Here is a 16,104-nt window from a genome sequence, read left to right as displayed (position 1 = left end):
CTGCACCTCCTGGTACGCGACCGGCTCGGACGGCGCCCGAAGTACTCCACGGCCGTGTCGTTCCATTGTGTGCAGAAAGCGGGATTGAGGCGACTTGAACCGAGCACGGCTTGCGGGCGTCAGGTCCCGCTCGCCCCGTGGGTCCGGATCGCCACCGCCCGCGAGGTGCTCCGCGCGGCGCCCCCGACGGCGTCTCGACCACGGGCTCGGCGTGAGATGGGTCACGAACGGGGCCTCCGCGGCCTGACCAGGACCGACCTCGATGGATCTCGCCCCGCCGTGACGCCATGCCGAGTAGAGGGAATGCGGTCACAGCATGTACCGTTAGAACCTGAACAGACGAAATCTTCTCTCGGGGCCGCACGTCTGCGACGTTGCCGCCCCGCTCTTACGTTGAGGGGGTCGGAGCCATGGGCCGTGGCCGTCAGAAGGCTAAGCACACGAAGGTCGCTCGCGAGCTGAAGTACTACAGCCCCGAGACGAACTACCACGCTCTGGAGCAAGAGCTCAAGGCCGGCCAGTCGACCGACGTCGTCACCGAGGACCGCTGGAGCGACAGCGCTGACTCCGCGTACGACAACGGCTACGCCACGTGGGACGACGACCGCCGCTGAGTCTCGTCTTCAGCACGAACATCTGCGGGGCCGGACGGCGACAGCTGTCCGGCCCCGCAGCCGTTCGCAGGGAAGGCCGTCAGCGGTAGTCGCCGACCAGCCGCACCGCCCCGGCGTGGACCCCCTTGGTCCCCACCACGAGGTCCTCCGACGTGCTCGACGGGTCGTGCTCGTCGACGGTGCCCAGCGTCCAGGCGTCCACGCCCAGGGCGGCCAGTCGCGCCAGCGCCGCGTCCGCGCCGTCGGCCCCCACCACCGCGACCATCCCGACACCGAGGTTGAGGGTGTTCTCGAGGTCGCCGCGGGGGACGGCGCCGAGGTCGCGCACCGTGCGGAAGACGGCCGGCACCTCCCACGACGACCGGTCGACCGTCGCGACGACACCCTCGGGGAGGACTCGGGCGAGGTTCGCGGCGAGCCCGCCACCGGTCACGTGGGTGTAGGCGTGCACCTGCGCGGCCTCGTCACGCGCCAGGGCGAGGCAGTCGCTCGCATAGACCTTGGTGGGCTCGAGCAGCTCCTCACCGAGGGTCCGGCCGAACTCCTCGACGTGGCGGCCGAGCTCCCAGCCGGCGTGCTTGATCACCGCGCGGACCAACGAGTAGCCGTTGGAGTGGATCCCGCTGGACGCCATCGCGATGAGGACGTCGCCGGCACGGACCCGCTCCGGGCCGAGCACGGAGTCGGCCTCGACGATCCCGGTCGCCGCACCGGCGACGTCGTACTCGTCGGGCGCGAGGAGGCCCGGGTGCTCGGCGGTCTCGCCACCCACCAGCGCCGTCCCGGCGACCTCGCACGCCTGCGCGATGCCGCGCACGATGTCGGCGACCCGCTCCGGGACGACCTTGCCCGTCGCGATGTAGTCGGTCATGAACAGCGGTTCCGCGCCGACCACGACGATGTCGTCGACGACCATGCCGACCAGGTCGAACCCGATGGTGTCGTGCTTGTCCAGCGCCTGGGCGATCGCCACCTTGGTGCCGACGCCGTCGGTCGAGGTCGCGAGCAACGGCTTGCGGTACCGCTGGAACGCCGAGAGGTCGTAGAGACCGGCGAAGCCTCCGACCCCACCGATCACCGCCGGGCCCTGGGTGCGGCGGACCGCGTCCTTCATGAGCTCCACGGCCTTGTCGCCGGCCTCGGTGTCGACGCCGGCGGCGGCGTAGGTCAGTCCATCAGTCACGGCGGCTTGCTCCTGGGTGGTGCGGGTGGTCCGGTCGCAGCGTGGTCGGCCGCGGCACGGTCAGGATGATCAGGGGTGGTTGAGCGCGGTCTGCCCGCCGACGCCGACGGAGAGCTGCACGAGGCCGTCCTCCGGGGCACCGAGCGGCAGCTCGGCCTGCTCGAGCTGGTACTTGCCGAGCTGGTGCGCCTCGGGCAGCTCGATCGGGTACTTCCCGGTGAAGCAGGCCGCGCACAGCTGGGAGGACGGCTGCTCGGTGGCGGCGATCATGCCCTCCGTCGAGATGTAGCCGAGGCTGTCCGCGCCCAGGGACTGGCCGATCTCCTCCGGGGTGAGCCCGTTGGCGATCAGCTCGGCGCGCGAGGCGAAGTCGATGCCGTAGAAGCAGGGCCACTTCACCGGTGGCGAGGAGATCCGCACGTGCACCTCGGCCGCGCCGGCCTCGCGGAGCATACGGATGAGGGCCCGCTGGGTGTTGCCGCGCACGATCGAGTCGTCGACGACGACGAGCCGCTTGCCTCGGATCACCTCGCGCAACGGGTTGAGCTTGAGGCGGATGCCGAGCTGGCGGAGCGTGTCCGACGGCTGGATGAACGTCCGCCCCACGTAGGCGTTCTTCGTCAGTCCCTGGCCGAACGGGATGCCGGACTCCTGGGCGTAGCCGACGGCGGCCGGCGTCCCCGACTCGGGCACCGGCATCACCAGGTCGGCCTCGACGGGGTGCTCGCGGGCGAGGATCCGCCCCATCTCGACGCGCGCCGCGTGCACGGGCCGGCCGTTGATCGAGGTGTCGGGTCGTGCGAGGTAGACGTACTCGAAGACGCAGCCCGCGCGCTCCGGCTGGGCGAACCGCGTGGAGCGCAGCCCGTCGTCGTCGATGCAGATCAGCTCGCCGGGCTCGACCTCGCGCACGAAGGACGCACCGACGATGTCGAGCGCCGGGGTCTCGGAGGCGACGACCCATCCGCGCTGGGTGCGGCCGAGCACGAGGGGGCGGACCCCCTGGGGGTCACGGGCGGCGTACAGCGTGTGCTCGTCCATGAACACCAGCGAGAAGGCACCGCGCAGCCGCGGCAGGACCTCGAGCGCCGTCTGCTCGAGGGTGTGGTCCTCGTCGCCGACCAGCAGGGCGGTGACGAGCGCGGTGTCGGTGGTGTTGCCGCGGGCGAGCTCGCCGCGGCGCTGGGCGCCGTAGCGCTCCGCCACGAGGTCCACGAGCTCGGCGGAGTTGGTGAGGTTGCCGTTGTGACCGAGGGCCACGGTGCCGGAGGCCGTCGCTCCGAGCGTGGGCTGCGCGTTCTCCCAGGTGACGCCACCGGTCGTGGAGTAGCGGCAGTGCCCGACGGCGATGTGACCGGTCAGGGCGTTGAGCGCGGTCTCGTCGAACACCTGGGACACCAGGCCCATGTCCTTGTACACGAGGATCTGCTCGCCGTTGCTGGTGGCGATCCCGGCGGACTCCTGGCCGCGGTGCTGCAGGGCGTACAGACCGAAGTAGGCCAGCTTGGCGACCTCTTCGCCGGGGGCCCAGACACCGAAGACGCCGCAGGCGTCCTGCGGCCCCTTCTCGCCGGGCATGAGGTCGTGGTTCAGACGGCCGTCAGGGCGCAAGGGCATGGCCCGAGTATCCCACAGACGACGGTTCAGGCCATCGTCGCCCTCACCTGCGGCGTAGGCTCCGGCGGTCCGCGAGCACGGCGAGAGCGCCCGCCAGCAGGACGAACAGCGTCGTGGTGCCGAGCACGATCACGGAGACGAAGACGCCGGGCTTGAGCAGGAACGCGCCCTCGGAGGTGGCGATGCCGGACAGCCAGACGCCCAGCACGACCCCGACGACGACGCCGACGACCGCGCCGACCGTGAAGAACCCCCGGTAGCGCGGTGCCCGCCGGACCCGGGCCGGGTCGACGAGCAGGTGCTCGTCGGGCTCACCGGGAGTGGTCGGCTCCACCGAAGACTCCTCGGCGGACGACGGCGACGGCTCGGCGGACGGCTCGGGGGTGTGCTCGGGGCTGGTGCTGCTCACTCCTCGAGCCTAACCGCACCCCGGGGAGCCTCCGGACGCCGGGGTGCACCTCAGGGACATCCCCGATGCCCGGGGGCGGCGGCCGTCGCGAGACTGAACTCCGTGCCCCCTCACACCACACTCCCTCGCACCGAGCTCCGCGCGGCGGTGCTCGCCGTCGCCGCCTCGTTCGCCGCCATGGTCGGCGGTTGCCTGATGTTCCTCATCAGCGGGACGGACGTCCCCGACCTGTTCGTCCTGCTCGGCAGGCTGCTGCCCGGCGTCGCCAGCCTCGTCGCCGTCGTGGCGTTGCTCGGCCGTGACCACCTCGCACGGCTCTGGCGGTGGCGGCCGGCGTCCCCGCGGGAGCTGGCCGCCTCCTTCGGTCTCGCGCTCGTCGTGATGCTGCCCACGCTCGTGCTCCCCGCCGTCGCCGGGCTGGCGTTCGGTGCCGAGCTCGAGCCGGCCGACGTCCTGCTCGCCGCGCTGCCCACCATCGTGATGGGCACCCTGCTCTTCGCGCTCTCGACCGTCGGCGAAGAGGTGCTCTGGCGCGGACAGCTGCAGAGCCTGCTGCGCGATCAGGGTTTCTGGCGCTCCTCGACGATCGTCGGCCTGCTGTGGATGCTGTTCCACGTCCCGCTGAACCTGACGTATCTGGCCCAGGGCACTCTCAGCACCGCCGAGGCGATCGCCACCACGCTGTCCGTGGCGGCCTGGGCGCCTCTGCTGGCCGCCCTGGTGGAGCGCCGCGGGACGATCTGGCCGGCGGTGTTCGCCCACGCCGTGCCTCTGTCCTCGCTCCAGCTCCTCACGGCGTCGTCGGTGGCGGCACCGACGACGTTCTGGGCCACGAACATCCTGGCCTGGGTCGCGATGCCGACCGTCGCCGCCGTCGTCCTCCGCCGATCGGCCCGCGTGCGGGCATCGGTCCCCGTCTGAGCGCCCGGGGCTCCCCACCGCGCGGTGGGGAGCCCCGGGAACCGGTCATGACGAACGGTCAGGTCAACCCCGTGCCTCCCACGGGCCGTAGGGGTCGCCCGGCTCCTGGTTCCGCGTCCACCAGCGGGCCTGCCACACCTCGCCGTCGTGCGCGACGGTCTCCCCGCCCACGTACACCTGGGACGGCGTCCACGCCGGGAAGGTGCCGGCGTCCGTCTCGACCGGCGCGCCGATCTCGGCCCAGGCGCTCCAGGGGCTCTCCCCCGGCGTCTGGCCCCGCGTCCACCACAGCGCCTCGAAGAGTCGCCCGTCGTGGGTGACCCTGTCACCGGCGGTGTAGACGGTGCCCGCCTCCCAGGCGGGGGCTGCCGGCGCGTCGGCGGCGAGCTCGAGCCCGACGACGAGCGGGTCGTGGTCCGAGGACCGGAAGGGTGAGTCGTCGTAGAGGATCGTCGCGTTGTAGTTGTACCGGCTGTACTCGTTCGCGATCGGCTCGACCGCGTTGATGTTCCAGATGTCCGCGCCGGTGACGAGGTCCAGCGCTGCCGGGGAGGCGAGCACGTGGTCCAGCGACCCGACCTGCCCGCCGAACAGGTAGGAGTACTTGCCCGTCATCTCCCCGAGGTTGGTGTAGCCGGCGTCCTCGAGCACCACCATCGGGTCTTCTCGGTCGTAGGAGTTGAAGTCGCCGACCAGCAGCACGACGTCGGTGCCGGCGTCGGCCGCGACGTCCTCGGCGAAGCCCGCGAGCGCCGTCGCCTGCCGGACCCGCGACTCGACGCTGCTGCCCTGCCCGTCGCCGGTGTCGGCGTCGCCGGGCCACGGCCCCGCCGACCCCTTGGACTTGAAGTGGTTCGTGATGACGAGGACGTCGTCGGACGGGTCGGCCTGCGCGCCGCCGGCGGGCTGGAACACCTGGGCGAGGGGCTCGCGGGCGTTGCCGAAGGCCACCGGGTCGTCGAGGATCACCGACTCCCCCACCGGCTCGGCGGTCGCGGTGCGGTAGATGAAGGCGTTGCGGATGACGTCCTCGTCCTGCGGCACCTCGGCGGGCGAGGGCACGTACGCCCAGGTGTCCGCGCCGTCGTGGTCGTTGAGGGCGTCCACCAGGTCCGAGACGGCCTGGTCGCGGTCCTTGCCGAAGGCCGAGGACGTCTCCATCTCCTCCAGCGCGACGACGTCGGCGCCGAGGGCGCTGATCGCGCGGACGATCTTGATCTCCTGACGGTCCAGGTTCTCCGCGTCCGCGGCACCGCGGGCGAGGCAGCCTCCCCGCACGGTGATCGGGTTGCCGGCGCGGTCGGTGTAGTACGTGCAGCCGTCGAGCTGGTCGCCGGTGGTGGTGAAGTAGTTGAGCACGTTGAAGGTGCCGACCTGGAGGTTGCCGCCGACCTCCTCGGGCGCGTCGGTGCGGGTGTCCTCGAACTCCGCCTGCTGGACGGTCGTGGCGTTGGCGGCCGTGAGCTGCTCCAGCGGCTGGAGGCTCCACGCGTCGAACCGGTAGTCGAGGATCACCGGCGTGGTGAACGTGACCGACGCACCGACCCGCACCGGGTCGGTGCCGTTCAACCAGGGCAGCGGGGTGCTCTTGTTGGCCTGGTTGTTGAAGTTCAGCGTGGAGCCGTCGTCGAGCTGGACGGCGCGGGCCGCGTTGTCGGCGGCCTGCGCAGCGGCCTCGTCCGAGCCGGGCCGGCCGACGGCGGTCGGCTGGACCAGCGGCGACTCACCGGCGGCGAGCCCGACGGTGCCGTAGAAGTTCGTGGAGTAGTTGTCGGTGACGGTGAACTCCCCCGCGGGGGCGAGCAGCATGCCCTCGAGCGCCTCGCGCTCGGCCTCGGTGGCCGGCCAGGTGGTCACGGTGGGCTTGACGGCCTCGGCGGGCTCGTCGAGCACGGTCCAGGACGACGGCGTCACCTGCGTCATGCCGAAGTGCTCGACGACGGTGCCTGTCACCTCCAGGTGGTCGCCGACCTGGACCTGGGCGGCGGCCTGCGACGAGTAGACGAACACCGCGTCGGACGCCCCCGGCGTCTCGTCGTCGGCGGGGTCGCCCCCGGTGCCCTCCGTCTGCAGGTACAACCCGTCGAACCCGCCGGTCGGGTAGGCCGCGGTCACGACGCCGCGGGTGGTGACGGCCTGCCCGACGATCGGCGACGCGCTGCCCGTGCCCTGGATCTCGGCGACGGTGACGGTCACCGGGTCGGGGTCGTCCGTCGGGGTGGGGGTGGGCTCCGGGTCCGGGTCGGTCCCGCTGTTCTGCGGCGTGGGCGTGCCGACGACGAAGTCGGCGGCGTTGTCGACGGTGTTGACGTGCTCGACCCGTGCCACCGAGACCGGGTTGCTCGTGCCGGGCGCGGGCCCGCTGCCGAGGTAGGTGTTGGTGGCCGAGCCCCAGCCGACCAGGTCGACGACGTCCGCGGCGTCGGCGCAGGCCGCCCCGAGGCAGCTCAGGCGCGTGGTCGAGCTGACCAGCGCGACCTTCCCGGCGGTGCCGGACATCGCGACGGAGCCCTCGACGTCGGGGGCGGGCAGGTCCGGCAGGTCGGTGTTGTTGCCGTAGGCCTGCCCGACGAGGAACGACCCACCGGCCGGGATCTCGCCCGTCAGGTCGGTCTGCCCGGACCACGCGGTGCCCGTCGAGGACCCGTACTGGACGGACCAGCCGTCCAGGGAGACCGGGGCGTCACCGGGGTTGTGCAGCTCGACGAAGTCGCGGTCGTAGACGGCCCCGCTGTTGCCACCACCCCCGTAGACCTCGTCGATGACGACGACGGCGTCCGCCGACGGCACCGCGGCAGCAGGGACGGCGGGTACCGCGGCGGCCGGGACGAGCAGCGCGGCGAGCACCGCCGCGCGCACCTTCCGGGAACCTCGGGTCGGTGACGTGGTGGCCACGCTGGTCCTCCTCGATCAGGGTCGACAGGGCGGGCTCAGCCAAGCACGGTCGTGTGAACCCTGGTTGAACCCCAGGTCACGGACGTGCTGCCGACAGGAGTCCGGTGCTCGCGACGGTACCGCCGCCCACCGACGCCCGCCCGACGACCCTCGGCGACGGCCAGGACGCCGTGCCCGCGTCAGCCGCGGTCGCGCGTCGCCTGCAGCGGCAGCCACGACGACAGGTCCGCCCGTTCGCCCGAGGCGTGCACACGCCCCGCGGCGAGGACGTCGGTCCATGCGGCCCGACCTGTGGCGAGCGCCAGCCACGTCTCGACGTCGGTCTCGACGACGTTCGGCGGGGTCCCCCGCGTGTGGCGCGGCCCCTCGACGGCCTGCACGGCACCGGCCGGCGGGACGCGCACCTCGACCGCGTTGCCGGGTGCGACGGCGGCCAGCTCCTCGAGCGTGAACCGCACCGCCGTCGTCGTCGTGGCGCGGGCGTGGTCGCCCTCGAGCCAGGCGGCCACCGCGGCGCGCCCGGCGGAAGGGTCGGTCCGTCGTCGTGCAGGCATGGGCACAGGTTATGTCGGTGGTGCCGACCATGATGGCTCCGTGGTGACGACGGTGCGCACGCTGCTGACCGATCAGATGGCCTTCTACTGGGAGTCGAACCTGTGGCCGCGGCTGCAGGGCCTGACGGACGACGAGTACCTGTGGGAGCCGGTGGACGGCTGCTGGAGCCTGCGCCCGGACGCCGCGGGCGTCGTGCGCATCGAGGAGACGCAGCCCGAGCCGGCGGTCCCACCGGTCACGACGCTCGCCTGGAGGATGGCCCACCTGGGACGTGACGTGTGGGGAGGCCGCGCCCGGGCCCTCTTCGGCCCGACGGCGGCGCCCGAGGACGCCGACATGTTCGACCCGCGGCACTGGCCCGAGCCGCTGCCGCTGACCGCCGAGGGCGGGCTCGCGCTCCTCGCCGAGGGGTACCGGTCCTGGTACGACGCCGTGGCCACCCTGGACGACGAGGAGCTCGCCCGGCCGCTCGGGCCGAAGGGCAGCTACTTCGCCGAGGACTCGATGGCGGCGCTCGTCGCGCACCTCAACCGCGAGGGGATGGCTCACGGCGCCGAGATGTGCCTCCTGCGCGACCTGTACCGGGCGCGGTGGAGCTGAGCTCCCGCACGGCGGTCCCTGTGCGGGAGCCCGGCCTCGGACGGACCGGTGTCAGGAGGCTTGCGCCGCGAGCTCGGCGCGCACCTCGTCGCGCAGCCTCCCGTGCCGGGACGGGTCGGGGGCGGCGGCCAGCAGCGTCTTGGTGTAGTCGTGCTGCGGGTCGAGGATCACCTGGTCGCTCGGTCCCTGCTCGACGACGTCGCCGCGGAGCATGACGACGATCTCGTCGCTGAAGTGCCGGGCCGTGGCCAGGTCGTGGGTGATGTAGAGGACGCCGAGGTTCTCCTCGCGCTGCAGCCGGGCGAGCAGGCTGAGCACCCCGAGGCGGATGGAGACGTCCAGCATGGAGACCGGCTCGTCGGCGACGAGGAACCGGGCGCCGGGGGCGAGCGCCCGGGCGATGGCGATGCGCTGTCGCTGCCCGCCGGACATCTCGTGGGGTCGCTTGGCCGCGAAGACCTCCGGCGGGTCGAGCTCGACGCTGCGCAGCAGCCGGTGGACCGCCGGGGTCACCTCCTTGCCGCGGGCGACGCCGTGGATCCTCAGCGGGCGCTCGAGGTGGTAGCTCACGGGGTGGTAGGGGTTCAGGGAGGCGAACGGGTCCTGGAACACCATCTGCACCTGGTTGCGGTAGCGCGCCAGTGCCCGGCCGCGCCGGCCGATCGGTTCGCCGTCGAGCAGGATCTCGCCCGCCGTGGGGGTCTCGAGCTGGGCGATCATCCGCGCCACGGTCGACTTGCCGGACCCGGACTCCCCCACCACGGCGACCGTCCGGCCCGCGGCGAGGGTGAACGAGACGTCGTCGACGGCGCGCAGCGTGCCGCGCCTCAGCCCGTCGCGGACCCGGAAGTCCTTGACGAGGTGGCGGACCTCGAGGGTGCTCATCGTCGCTCCTCGTCGTAGGAGAACTCCCCGAGCAGGCTCGGGAAGGAGGACAGCAGCTGCTGCGTGTACTCGTGCTGCGGCTCGGCGTAGAGCTGCTCGGCCGTGTCGAGCTCGACGATCTCGCCGGCCCGCATGACGGCGATGCGGTCGGCGATCTCCAGCAGCAGCGGCAGGTCGTGCGTGATGAACACGACGGCGAAGCCGAACGTCTCGCGCAGGCGCATGATCTGGCGCAGGATCTCCCGCTGGACGACGACGTCGAGGGCCGTCGTCGGCTCGTCCATGATCATGACCTGCGGGTCGAGCGCCATCGCCATCGCGATCATCACCCGCTGGCGCATCCCGCCGGACAGCTCGTGGGCGAACGCGTCGAGGCGGCCGGGGTCGACGCCGACCAGCTGCAACAGCTCCGCGCAGCGTTCCCGCCGTCGCTGCTTGGTCAGGTGCGGGCGGTGGGTGGTCAGGACGTCCTCGAGCTGCGCCCGGACGCTGATCACCGGGTTGAGGGAGTTCATGGCGCCCTGGAAGACCATGGACACCTTGTCCCAGCGGAACGCGCGCAGGGCGTCGCCGTCGAGGGCGACGACGTCGGTCTCGGTGCCGTCCGCGTCGTGGAAGGTCACCTGGCCGGACGTCATGACGGCGGGCGGCCTGATGAGCCGGTCGAGGCCGTAGGCCAGCGTCGACTTGCCACAGCCGGACTCGCCGGCCAGCCCGAGGATCTCGCCCCGGTGCAGGGTCAGGGACACGTCCCGGACGGCGCGGACAGGCGGGTCGACCTCGTACTCGATCGACACGTCCCGCGCGGTGAGCACCGGGGTCAGCCGCGCGACGTGGGCCGCGTGCGCCGCCGAGCTCAGCGGGCCGGGTGCCGTGGTGGTCCCGCTCATGCCTGCACCCTCTCCTTGTGGTCGTCGGGGTCCGGGGCCCGGCTTGCGGGGGCCGGCCGGGGGGTGTCGTCGTCGTGCGCCGGTGACGTGATGTCCAGGCCGGCCTTGCGGGCCTTGCGCTGGAGCTTGGCTGCGGTGGGTGCCTGTCGGAGCTTGGGGTCGATGACCTCGTCGATGGCGAAGTTGATCAGGCTCATCGCGCACCCGAGGACGGCGATCATCAGTCCCGGCGGGACGAACCACCACCAGGCGCCGCGCGTGAGGGCACCACCGCCCTGGGCCTCGTTGAGCATGGTCCCCCAGGTGATCGACCCGTTGGGACCCAGCCCGAGGTAGGACAGCCCGGCCTCGCCGAGGATGGAGAGCACCACCGCGAAGAGGAACTGGGCGGTGAGCAGCGGCAGGAGGTTGGGCAGGATCTCCATGCCCAGCAGGCGCGGGGTGGACTCGCCGGCGACCCGGGCCGCAGAGACGTAGTCGCGGCTGCGCAGCGAGCGGGCCTGCAGGCGCAGCACGACGGCGGCGCCGGGCCAGGCGGTCGCCCCGAGGATGATCGCGACCACCCACAGGCTGCGCACCTCCAGGTAGCTGGAGACCACGATCATCAGCGGAAGCCCGGGGATCACGAGCATGACGTTCGTGATCAGGGACAGCCCCTCGTCCGTGGCGCCCCGGGCATAGCCGGCCACCACGCCGAAGACCAGGGACAGCACGATCGCGAGCAGCCCGGCGACGACACCCACGAGCAGGGATCCGCGCGCGCCCTCGGCGAGCTGAGCGAGGACGTCGTACCCGAGGCTCGTGGTGCCGAGCCAGTGGCCGGGCTGCGGCGGGACCAGCACGGGGTTGTCGGAGCTGCGCGGGTCCTGGGTGAGCATCGGCCCGAAGATCGCGAAGAGCACGGTGGCGCCGACGACGGCGAGGCCGACGACGAGCTTGGCGTCGCGGGACGGGCGGCGGCGGGCCGGGCGGCGGACCTCTGGTCGGTCCGTGGGCTGGTCAGTCACGGTGGCGGGCCCTCGGGTCGATGAGGCCGTGCACGAGGTCCATGACCAGGAGTGCGGCGAGCACGGCGAGCGTGATCATGAGGAACACGCCCTGCATGAGGGCGTAGTCGTTGTTGCGGACGGCCTCGATCATCAGCTTGCCCAGACCGGGGTAGCTGAAGACCTGCTCGGTGACGAGCGAACCGGCCACGACGAAGGCCAGCGCGACGCCGAACCCGTTCACCGACGGGATGGCGGCGTTGCGCACGGCGTAGGTCAGGGCGATGCGGCGGGTGTGCAGCCCCTTGGCCTGGGCGGTCATGACGTAGTCCTCGGACAGCGTCGAGACCATCATGTTGCGCATCCCGAGCATCCACGCGCCGACGGAGGAGATGATGATCGTCACCGCCGGGAGGACGGCGTGGTAGAGCACCGACCCGACGAACGCCCAGCTCAGCTCGGGGCCGTTGAAGGTGAACACGTCGTAGGCGCCGATGATCGGGAACCACCGCAGCTCGACGCTGAACACGTAGATGAAGAGCAGCGCGACCCAGAAGTACGGCAGCGACTGCAGGAGCGTCGTGGACGGGATGACCCCGTCCACCCAGGAGCCACGTCGCCAGCCCGCCCACGCACCGAGCCCGACACCCAGCACGAACGACAGGATCGTGGCGGTGCCGACCAGGCCGATGGTCCAGGGCAGGGCTCCGGCGATCAGGTCGGTGACCGGGGTGGGGAACTGTGTCACCGACACCCCGAGGTCTCCGCGCAGCAGGTTGCCCCAGTAGCTGACGTACTGCTGCCACAGGCTCTGGTCCTCGGTGGCGCCGAGGAGGAGTCGCAGGCTGTTCTGTACTGCCGGGGACACGTCTCCGCTGCGCTGCAGCCGCGCGAGCAGGATCGTGTACGGGTCTCCGGGCAGCAGGCGCGGGAGCAGGAAGTTCAGCGAGACCGCTATCCACAGCGTCAGGGCGTAGAACCCGACCCGCCGGGCGTAGAACCTCATGGCGTTCCGTCCTTGGTCAGCATGCGACTCCTCCTCGGTCCGTCCTCAGCGCCTCACTCGGTGCCGGTGAGGTTGCCGAGGATCACGCCGGAGGTCGGTCCCTGCCAGGCCGGCGGGAAGAGGTAGAGGTCCTCCTCGGTGGGCCAGCCGGTGTAGTCGGTGCTGTTGTAGAACGTCTGCGTGGCGTTGACGACCAGCGGGATGTACGGCACGTCGTGGACGATGTGCTCCTGGACCGTGGCGTACGCGTCGGCCTTCACCGACTCGTCGTCGGTCCCGGCGGCCACCTTCACCGCGGCGTCGACCTCGTCGTTCGCGTACCGGGAGAAGTTCCAGAAGCCCGGCTCGAGGGCGGTGCCCACCGGGGTGGTGTAGTCACCGGAGAACCAGTCCCGGTAGATCTGGTACGGGTCGGCCGAGGAGGTGCCGATGACGCCGCCCATGACGAGCTGGAACTCGCCGCCGGTGCGCGAGTCGGCGAACTCGTTCCAGGAGACCGTCGAGGCGATCACCTTGATGCCCGCGGCCGCCGCCTGCTCCTCGATGAGCTTGGCGGCGTTGTTGTAGTCGGACCAGCCGTCGACGGAGGTCAGGGTCAGCTCGATGGGCTCGCCGTCCTTGCCGTAGAACCCGTCCGCGTCCTTCTCGTAGCCGGCGTCCTCGAGGATCTGCCCGGCCTGGTCGGCGTCGGCCGACTGCTCGATCGCGGCGGGCATGCCGTCGGCGATCCACTTGTCGTCCCTGCCGAGGAGCGCGAACGTGGGCGAGATGTCCGCGGTGAGCCCGACGAAGGCCTTCTCGGCGATCTGACCACGGTCGATCGCGACGCTGAGCGCCTGCCGGACGGCGACGTCGGTCTGGTCACCCTCGCAGCCGAGGTCGGCGTTGGCGCAGGTGTACAGCACCGTGGGGTCGACCGGGGTGTTGAGATAGCCGTAGCCGGCCGCCTCGATCCGCTCGGGCTCGGGGACGAACATGGTGGCCCAGTCGACCTGGCCGGTGGCGAGCAGGTCCTCGGCGGACTGGTTCGAGTCGATGCCGACGTAGCGCAGGTTCTTCACGGCCGGCTCCCCGCCCCAGTAGCCGGGGTTCGCCACGGCGGTGTAGGCGGCGTCGGAGGTGGTCTCCACGAGGTACGGGCCGGTACCGACGGGGGACTCGGCGTTCGGCCAGGCGACGATCCCGCTGAGCTCCGCCTCGGCGTCCTCGGCGTCCTCGTGCTGGCTGAAGACGTGCTCGGGGACCATGTAGGTGGCGCCGAGCAGGGCGAACTCGTTGGTGAACTGCGGCTCGTCGAAGGACAGCAGCACCGCGGAGTCGTCGGTGGCGACGGCGTCGGCGAGGTAGGCCGGCTTGGACGCCTCGTTCAGGAACGAGTAGACGACGTCGTCGGTGGTGAACGGTTCGCCGTCGTTCCACTCGACGCCGTCGCGCAGCGTGACGGTGAGCTCGGTGCCGTCCTCGCTCCACGCGAAGTCGGTGCCGAGCAGCGGGACGGGCTCGGTGTCGGCCGCCTTGTTGTAGGCGAAGAGCGTCTCGTAGATCCCGCCGTTGGCGAGGTGCAGCACGCCGGCCGCGTTGAACGGGTTGAAGTTCGCGGTGATCGGCGTCTGGGACCCCGCCCAGATCACGAGCTCCCTGTCGGTGTCACCACCGGCTGCGCTGGGTGCCGCGCCGTCCTCCGGCGCCTCGGCGGTGCCGCCCCCGCAGGCGGCGGCCAGGAGAGTCACGGTCGCGGCCAGTGCGGTGGCGCGGAGCCAGCGTCGGCGCCTCGTGGGTCCGTGCATGGGGGCCTTCCTTTCACGGCGCTCCAGTGCGCCGGGCCACGGCGCGGTCGTTGCGCCGGAGGGGTACCGCTCGGTTGACAGGCAACCTAACAAATACCCGGTACCGTGGCGCCAGCCATTCTAACGATGTAACGCAGGAGTGTTACCAAAACGTGTCGTGCGGTTGCTCCGCGCCACCGACCACCGACGGCCGCCCCGGGCTCAGGGCAGGGTGAAGAGGACCCGCCGCTCGGGCACCGACGCCTCGGCCAGGGTCACCCTGACCCGCTCCCCCAGCGGCAGGTCCGCACCCTCCGCGCCGACGACCGCCGCACGGACCGCCGGGTCGCGCAGCACGACCTGCCCCCGCGGCCGACGCGGTCTCCCGTCGTCGCCCGACCCGCCGCCGTCGGCGTCGACCACCACCGCGTCGAACCCTCGCCCGACGCGGGGCCCCAGCAGCACCGCCTCGACGATGTCCACGCACGCACGCTCGAACGCGCCGGCACGCTGGGCGGCCCTCTGCATCGTCGCGGGCAGGTCGGGCAGTGCCGCCAGCACCCAGCCGGGCACGTCGCGGCCCGCCGACTGCGCCACGCAGACCTCCGTGGCGTAGCGGTCGGCCAGTCGTCGCAACGGCGCGGTCACGTGGGCGTACTCCGCGCCGACTGCCGCGTGCCGCGCGTCGAGAGGCAGGCCGAGCGGAGCGCCACCCCCCGGCCCCGGGACGCCGAACGCCAGGTAGCCCGCCCCCCGGAACAGCGTGGTCGCCTCGTTGAGGAACGCGGCGTGCGCGGACCGTCGGGACTCCAGGCGCGGCAGCAGCTCCGCGTACGACATCTCCTCGGGCCAGACGATGCCCAGCGCCGCCGCCGTCCGACGCAGCCGCGCCACGTCCCGCGCCGCGGCCGGGGGCAGCGTCCGCAGGAGCCCGACGCCGGCCTCGCGCATCAGCCCGGCGGCGGCGATGCCGGTCAGCAACGAGATCTGCGCGTTCCACTCCTCGATCGGCAGCGTGCGGCGCAGCTCCAGGTCGTAGGCGCCGTCGGCGCGCCGCACCACCTCCTGCTCGGGCACCGCGAGCGAGACGCCACCACGCTCCTGCTCCCGCGCGTGCCGCAGGCGCCCGACGTCGGCCAGGAGCGTCAGCGACTCCGGCGCGGTCCCGGCGTCGAGCGCGGTCTGGGCCTCGCCGTAGGTCAGCCGCGCCCGCGAGCGCACGACGGCGCGAGTGACGGTGGTGCTGGAGATCTCGCCCGACGAGTCCACGGCGATCGTCCACAGCACCGCCGGCCGGTCCTCGTCGGGCAGCAGGCTCGCCGCCCCCTCCGACAGCACGGTCGGGTGCAGCGGCGTGCGTGAGTCGGGTCCGTAGAAGGTCACGCCCCGCCGGTGCACCTCGGCGTCCAGGGCACCGCCGGGCGAGACGAACGCCGCGACGTCGGCGATCGCGTAGCGCACGATGTAGCCGTGGCCGGAGGACGCGACGTGCACGGCCTGGTCGAGATCGAGGGAGCCCGCCGGGTCGATGGTCACGAAGTCGATGTCACGCCGGTCCTGACGGAAGTCCTTGAGGTCCCCGCGCGCCGCCCGCTCAGCCTCCGCCCGCGCGTCCGACGGGTACATGGCCGGGACGCCGATCTCCGCCCGCAGGGCGGCGAACGCGGACACGACGTCCTCGGTGCTGGTGGGCGCGAGCCGGAGATCTCGGATAGGCACGCCACGACCGTAGTTCTGCCGCTGCGCGGACGCGCGCGGAGCGAGACGCTGTTTCGAC

At 72.1% G+C, this 16,104-nt stretch carries 14 protein-coding genes; 3 read left to right on the top strand and 11 right to left on the bottom strand.

Features of this window, described 5'->3' with window-relative positions; translation table 11 throughout:
* Positions 1–410 precede the first annotated feature (410 nt).
* Positions 411–614: a DUF3073 domain-containing protein gene (locus tag HDG69_RS02230; protein ID WP_171782154.1), complete on the top strand. Its 204-nt coding sequence runs from the start codon at positions 411–413 to the stop codon at positions 612–614.
* 79 nt (positions 615–693) lie between these two features.
* Here the strand turns inward: HDG69_RS02230 and purM are convergent, their stop codons facing one another.
* The 3 genes from purM to HDG69_RS02215 all read right to left on the bottom strand — a co-directional run bounded on the left by purM (position 694) and on the right by HDG69_RS02215 (position 3,823).
* Entirely contained in the window at positions 694–1,797 is a 1,104-nt protein-coding gene (purM, locus tag HDG69_RS02225; RefSeq protein WP_171782153.1) for a phosphoribosylformylglycinamidine cyclo-ligase, read from the bottom strand.
* 69 nt (positions 1,798–1,866) lie between these two features.
* Positions 1,867–3,414, bottom strand: coding sequence for an amidophosphoribosyltransferase (gene purF / locus HDG69_RS02220; RefSeq protein WP_171782152.1), 1,548 nt, complete (start codon positions 3,412–3,414; stop codon positions 1,867–1,869).
* A 43-nt stretch (positions 3,415–3,457) separates the two neighbouring features.
* Complete coding sequence (locus HDG69_RS02215; protein ID WP_171782151.1) at positions 3,458–3,823, bottom strand: histidine kinase; 366 nt, start codon at positions 3,821–3,823, stop codon at positions 3,458–3,460.
* A gap of 102 nt (positions 3,824–3,925) precedes the next feature.
* On the opposite strand from HDG69_RS02215, the gene HDG69_RS19510 reads away from it, so the two are divergent.
* On the top strand, positions 3,926–4,744 hold the full coding sequence (locus HDG69_RS19510) for a CPBP family glutamic-type intramembrane protease (RefSeq protein ID WP_171782150.1): 819 nt from the start codon (positions 3,926–3,928) through the stop codon (positions 4,742–4,744).
* Positions 4,745–4,807: 63 nt separating this feature from the next.
* Here the strand turns inward: HDG69_RS19510 and HDG69_RS02205 are convergent, their stop codons facing one another.
* Both HDG69_RS02205 and HDG69_RS02200 read right to left on the bottom strand, forming a co-directional pair.
* Positions 4,808–7,639, bottom strand: a complete 2,832-nt coding sequence (locus tag HDG69_RS02205; RefSeq protein WP_171782149.1) for an ExeM/NucH family extracellular endonuclease — start codon at positions 7,637–7,639, stop codon at positions 4,808–4,810.
* A 179-nt stretch (positions 7,640–7,818) separates the two neighbouring features.
* Complete coding sequence (locus HDG69_RS02200; protein WP_171782148.1) at positions 7,819–8,193, bottom strand: sterol carrier family protein; 375 nt, start codon at positions 8,191–8,193, stop codon at positions 7,819–7,821.
* A gap of 40 nt (positions 8,194–8,233) precedes the next feature.
* On the opposite strand from HDG69_RS02200, the gene HDG69_RS02195 reads away from it, so the two are divergent.
* A complete protein-coding gene (locus tag HDG69_RS02195) occupies positions 8,234–8,794 on the top strand; it encodes a DinB family protein (RefSeq protein WP_343036210.1) in 561 nt (186 codons plus the stop codon).
* 51 nt (positions 8,795–8,845) lie between these two features.
* On the opposite strand, the gene HDG69_RS02190 is transcribed toward HDG69_RS02195, so the two are convergent.
* The 6 genes from HDG69_RS02190 to HDG69_RS02165 form a co-directional block, all read right to left on the bottom strand.
* On the bottom strand, positions 8,846–9,679 hold the full coding sequence (locus HDG69_RS02190; RefSeq protein ID WP_171782146.1) for an ABC transporter ATP-binding protein: 834 nt from the start codon (positions 9,677–9,679) through the stop codon (positions 8,846–8,848).
* Complete coding sequence (locus HDG69_RS02185; protein ID WP_171782145.1) at positions 9,676–10,569, bottom strand: ABC transporter ATP-binding protein; 894 nt, start codon at positions 10,567–10,569, stop codon at positions 9,676–9,678. The genes HDG69_RS02190 and HDG69_RS02185 overlap by 4 nt, the downstream gene beginning before the upstream one ends.
* A complete protein-coding gene (locus HDG69_RS02180) occupies positions 10,566–11,576 on the bottom strand; it encodes an ABC transporter permease (RefSeq protein ID WP_343036208.1) in 1,011 nt (336 codons plus the stop codon). Before HDG69_RS02180 ends, HDG69_RS02185 begins: the two co-directional genes overlap by 4 nt.
* On the bottom strand, positions 11,569–12,561 hold the full coding sequence (locus HDG69_RS02175; protein ID WP_171782144.1) for an ABC transporter permease: 993 nt from the start codon (positions 12,559–12,561) through the stop codon (positions 11,569–11,571). Before HDG69_RS02175 ends, HDG69_RS02180 begins: the two co-directional genes overlap by 8 nt.
* A 53-nt stretch (positions 12,562–12,614) precedes the next feature.
* Positions 12,615–14,348: an ABC transporter substrate-binding protein gene (locus tag HDG69_RS02170; RefSeq protein ID WP_171782143.1), complete on the bottom strand. Its 1,734-nt coding sequence runs from the start codon at positions 14,346–14,348 to the stop codon at positions 12,615–12,617.
* 201 nt (positions 14,349–14,549) lie between these two features.
* Positions 14,550–16,046, bottom strand: a complete 1,497-nt coding sequence (locus HDG69_RS02165) for an RNB domain-containing ribonuclease (protein WP_171782142.1) — start codon at positions 16,044–16,046, stop codon at positions 14,550–14,552.
* Positions 16,047–16,104 lie beyond the last annotated feature (58 nt).

Source organism: Isoptericola halotolerans, assembly GCF_013149785.1.
Lineage (GTDB): Bacteria > Actinomycetota > Actinomycetes > Actinomycetales > Cellulomonadaceae > Isoptericola > Isoptericola halotolerans.
Note: the sequence above shows the minus strand (reverse complement) of the source record. Positions and strands in the feature narration are given on the sequence as shown.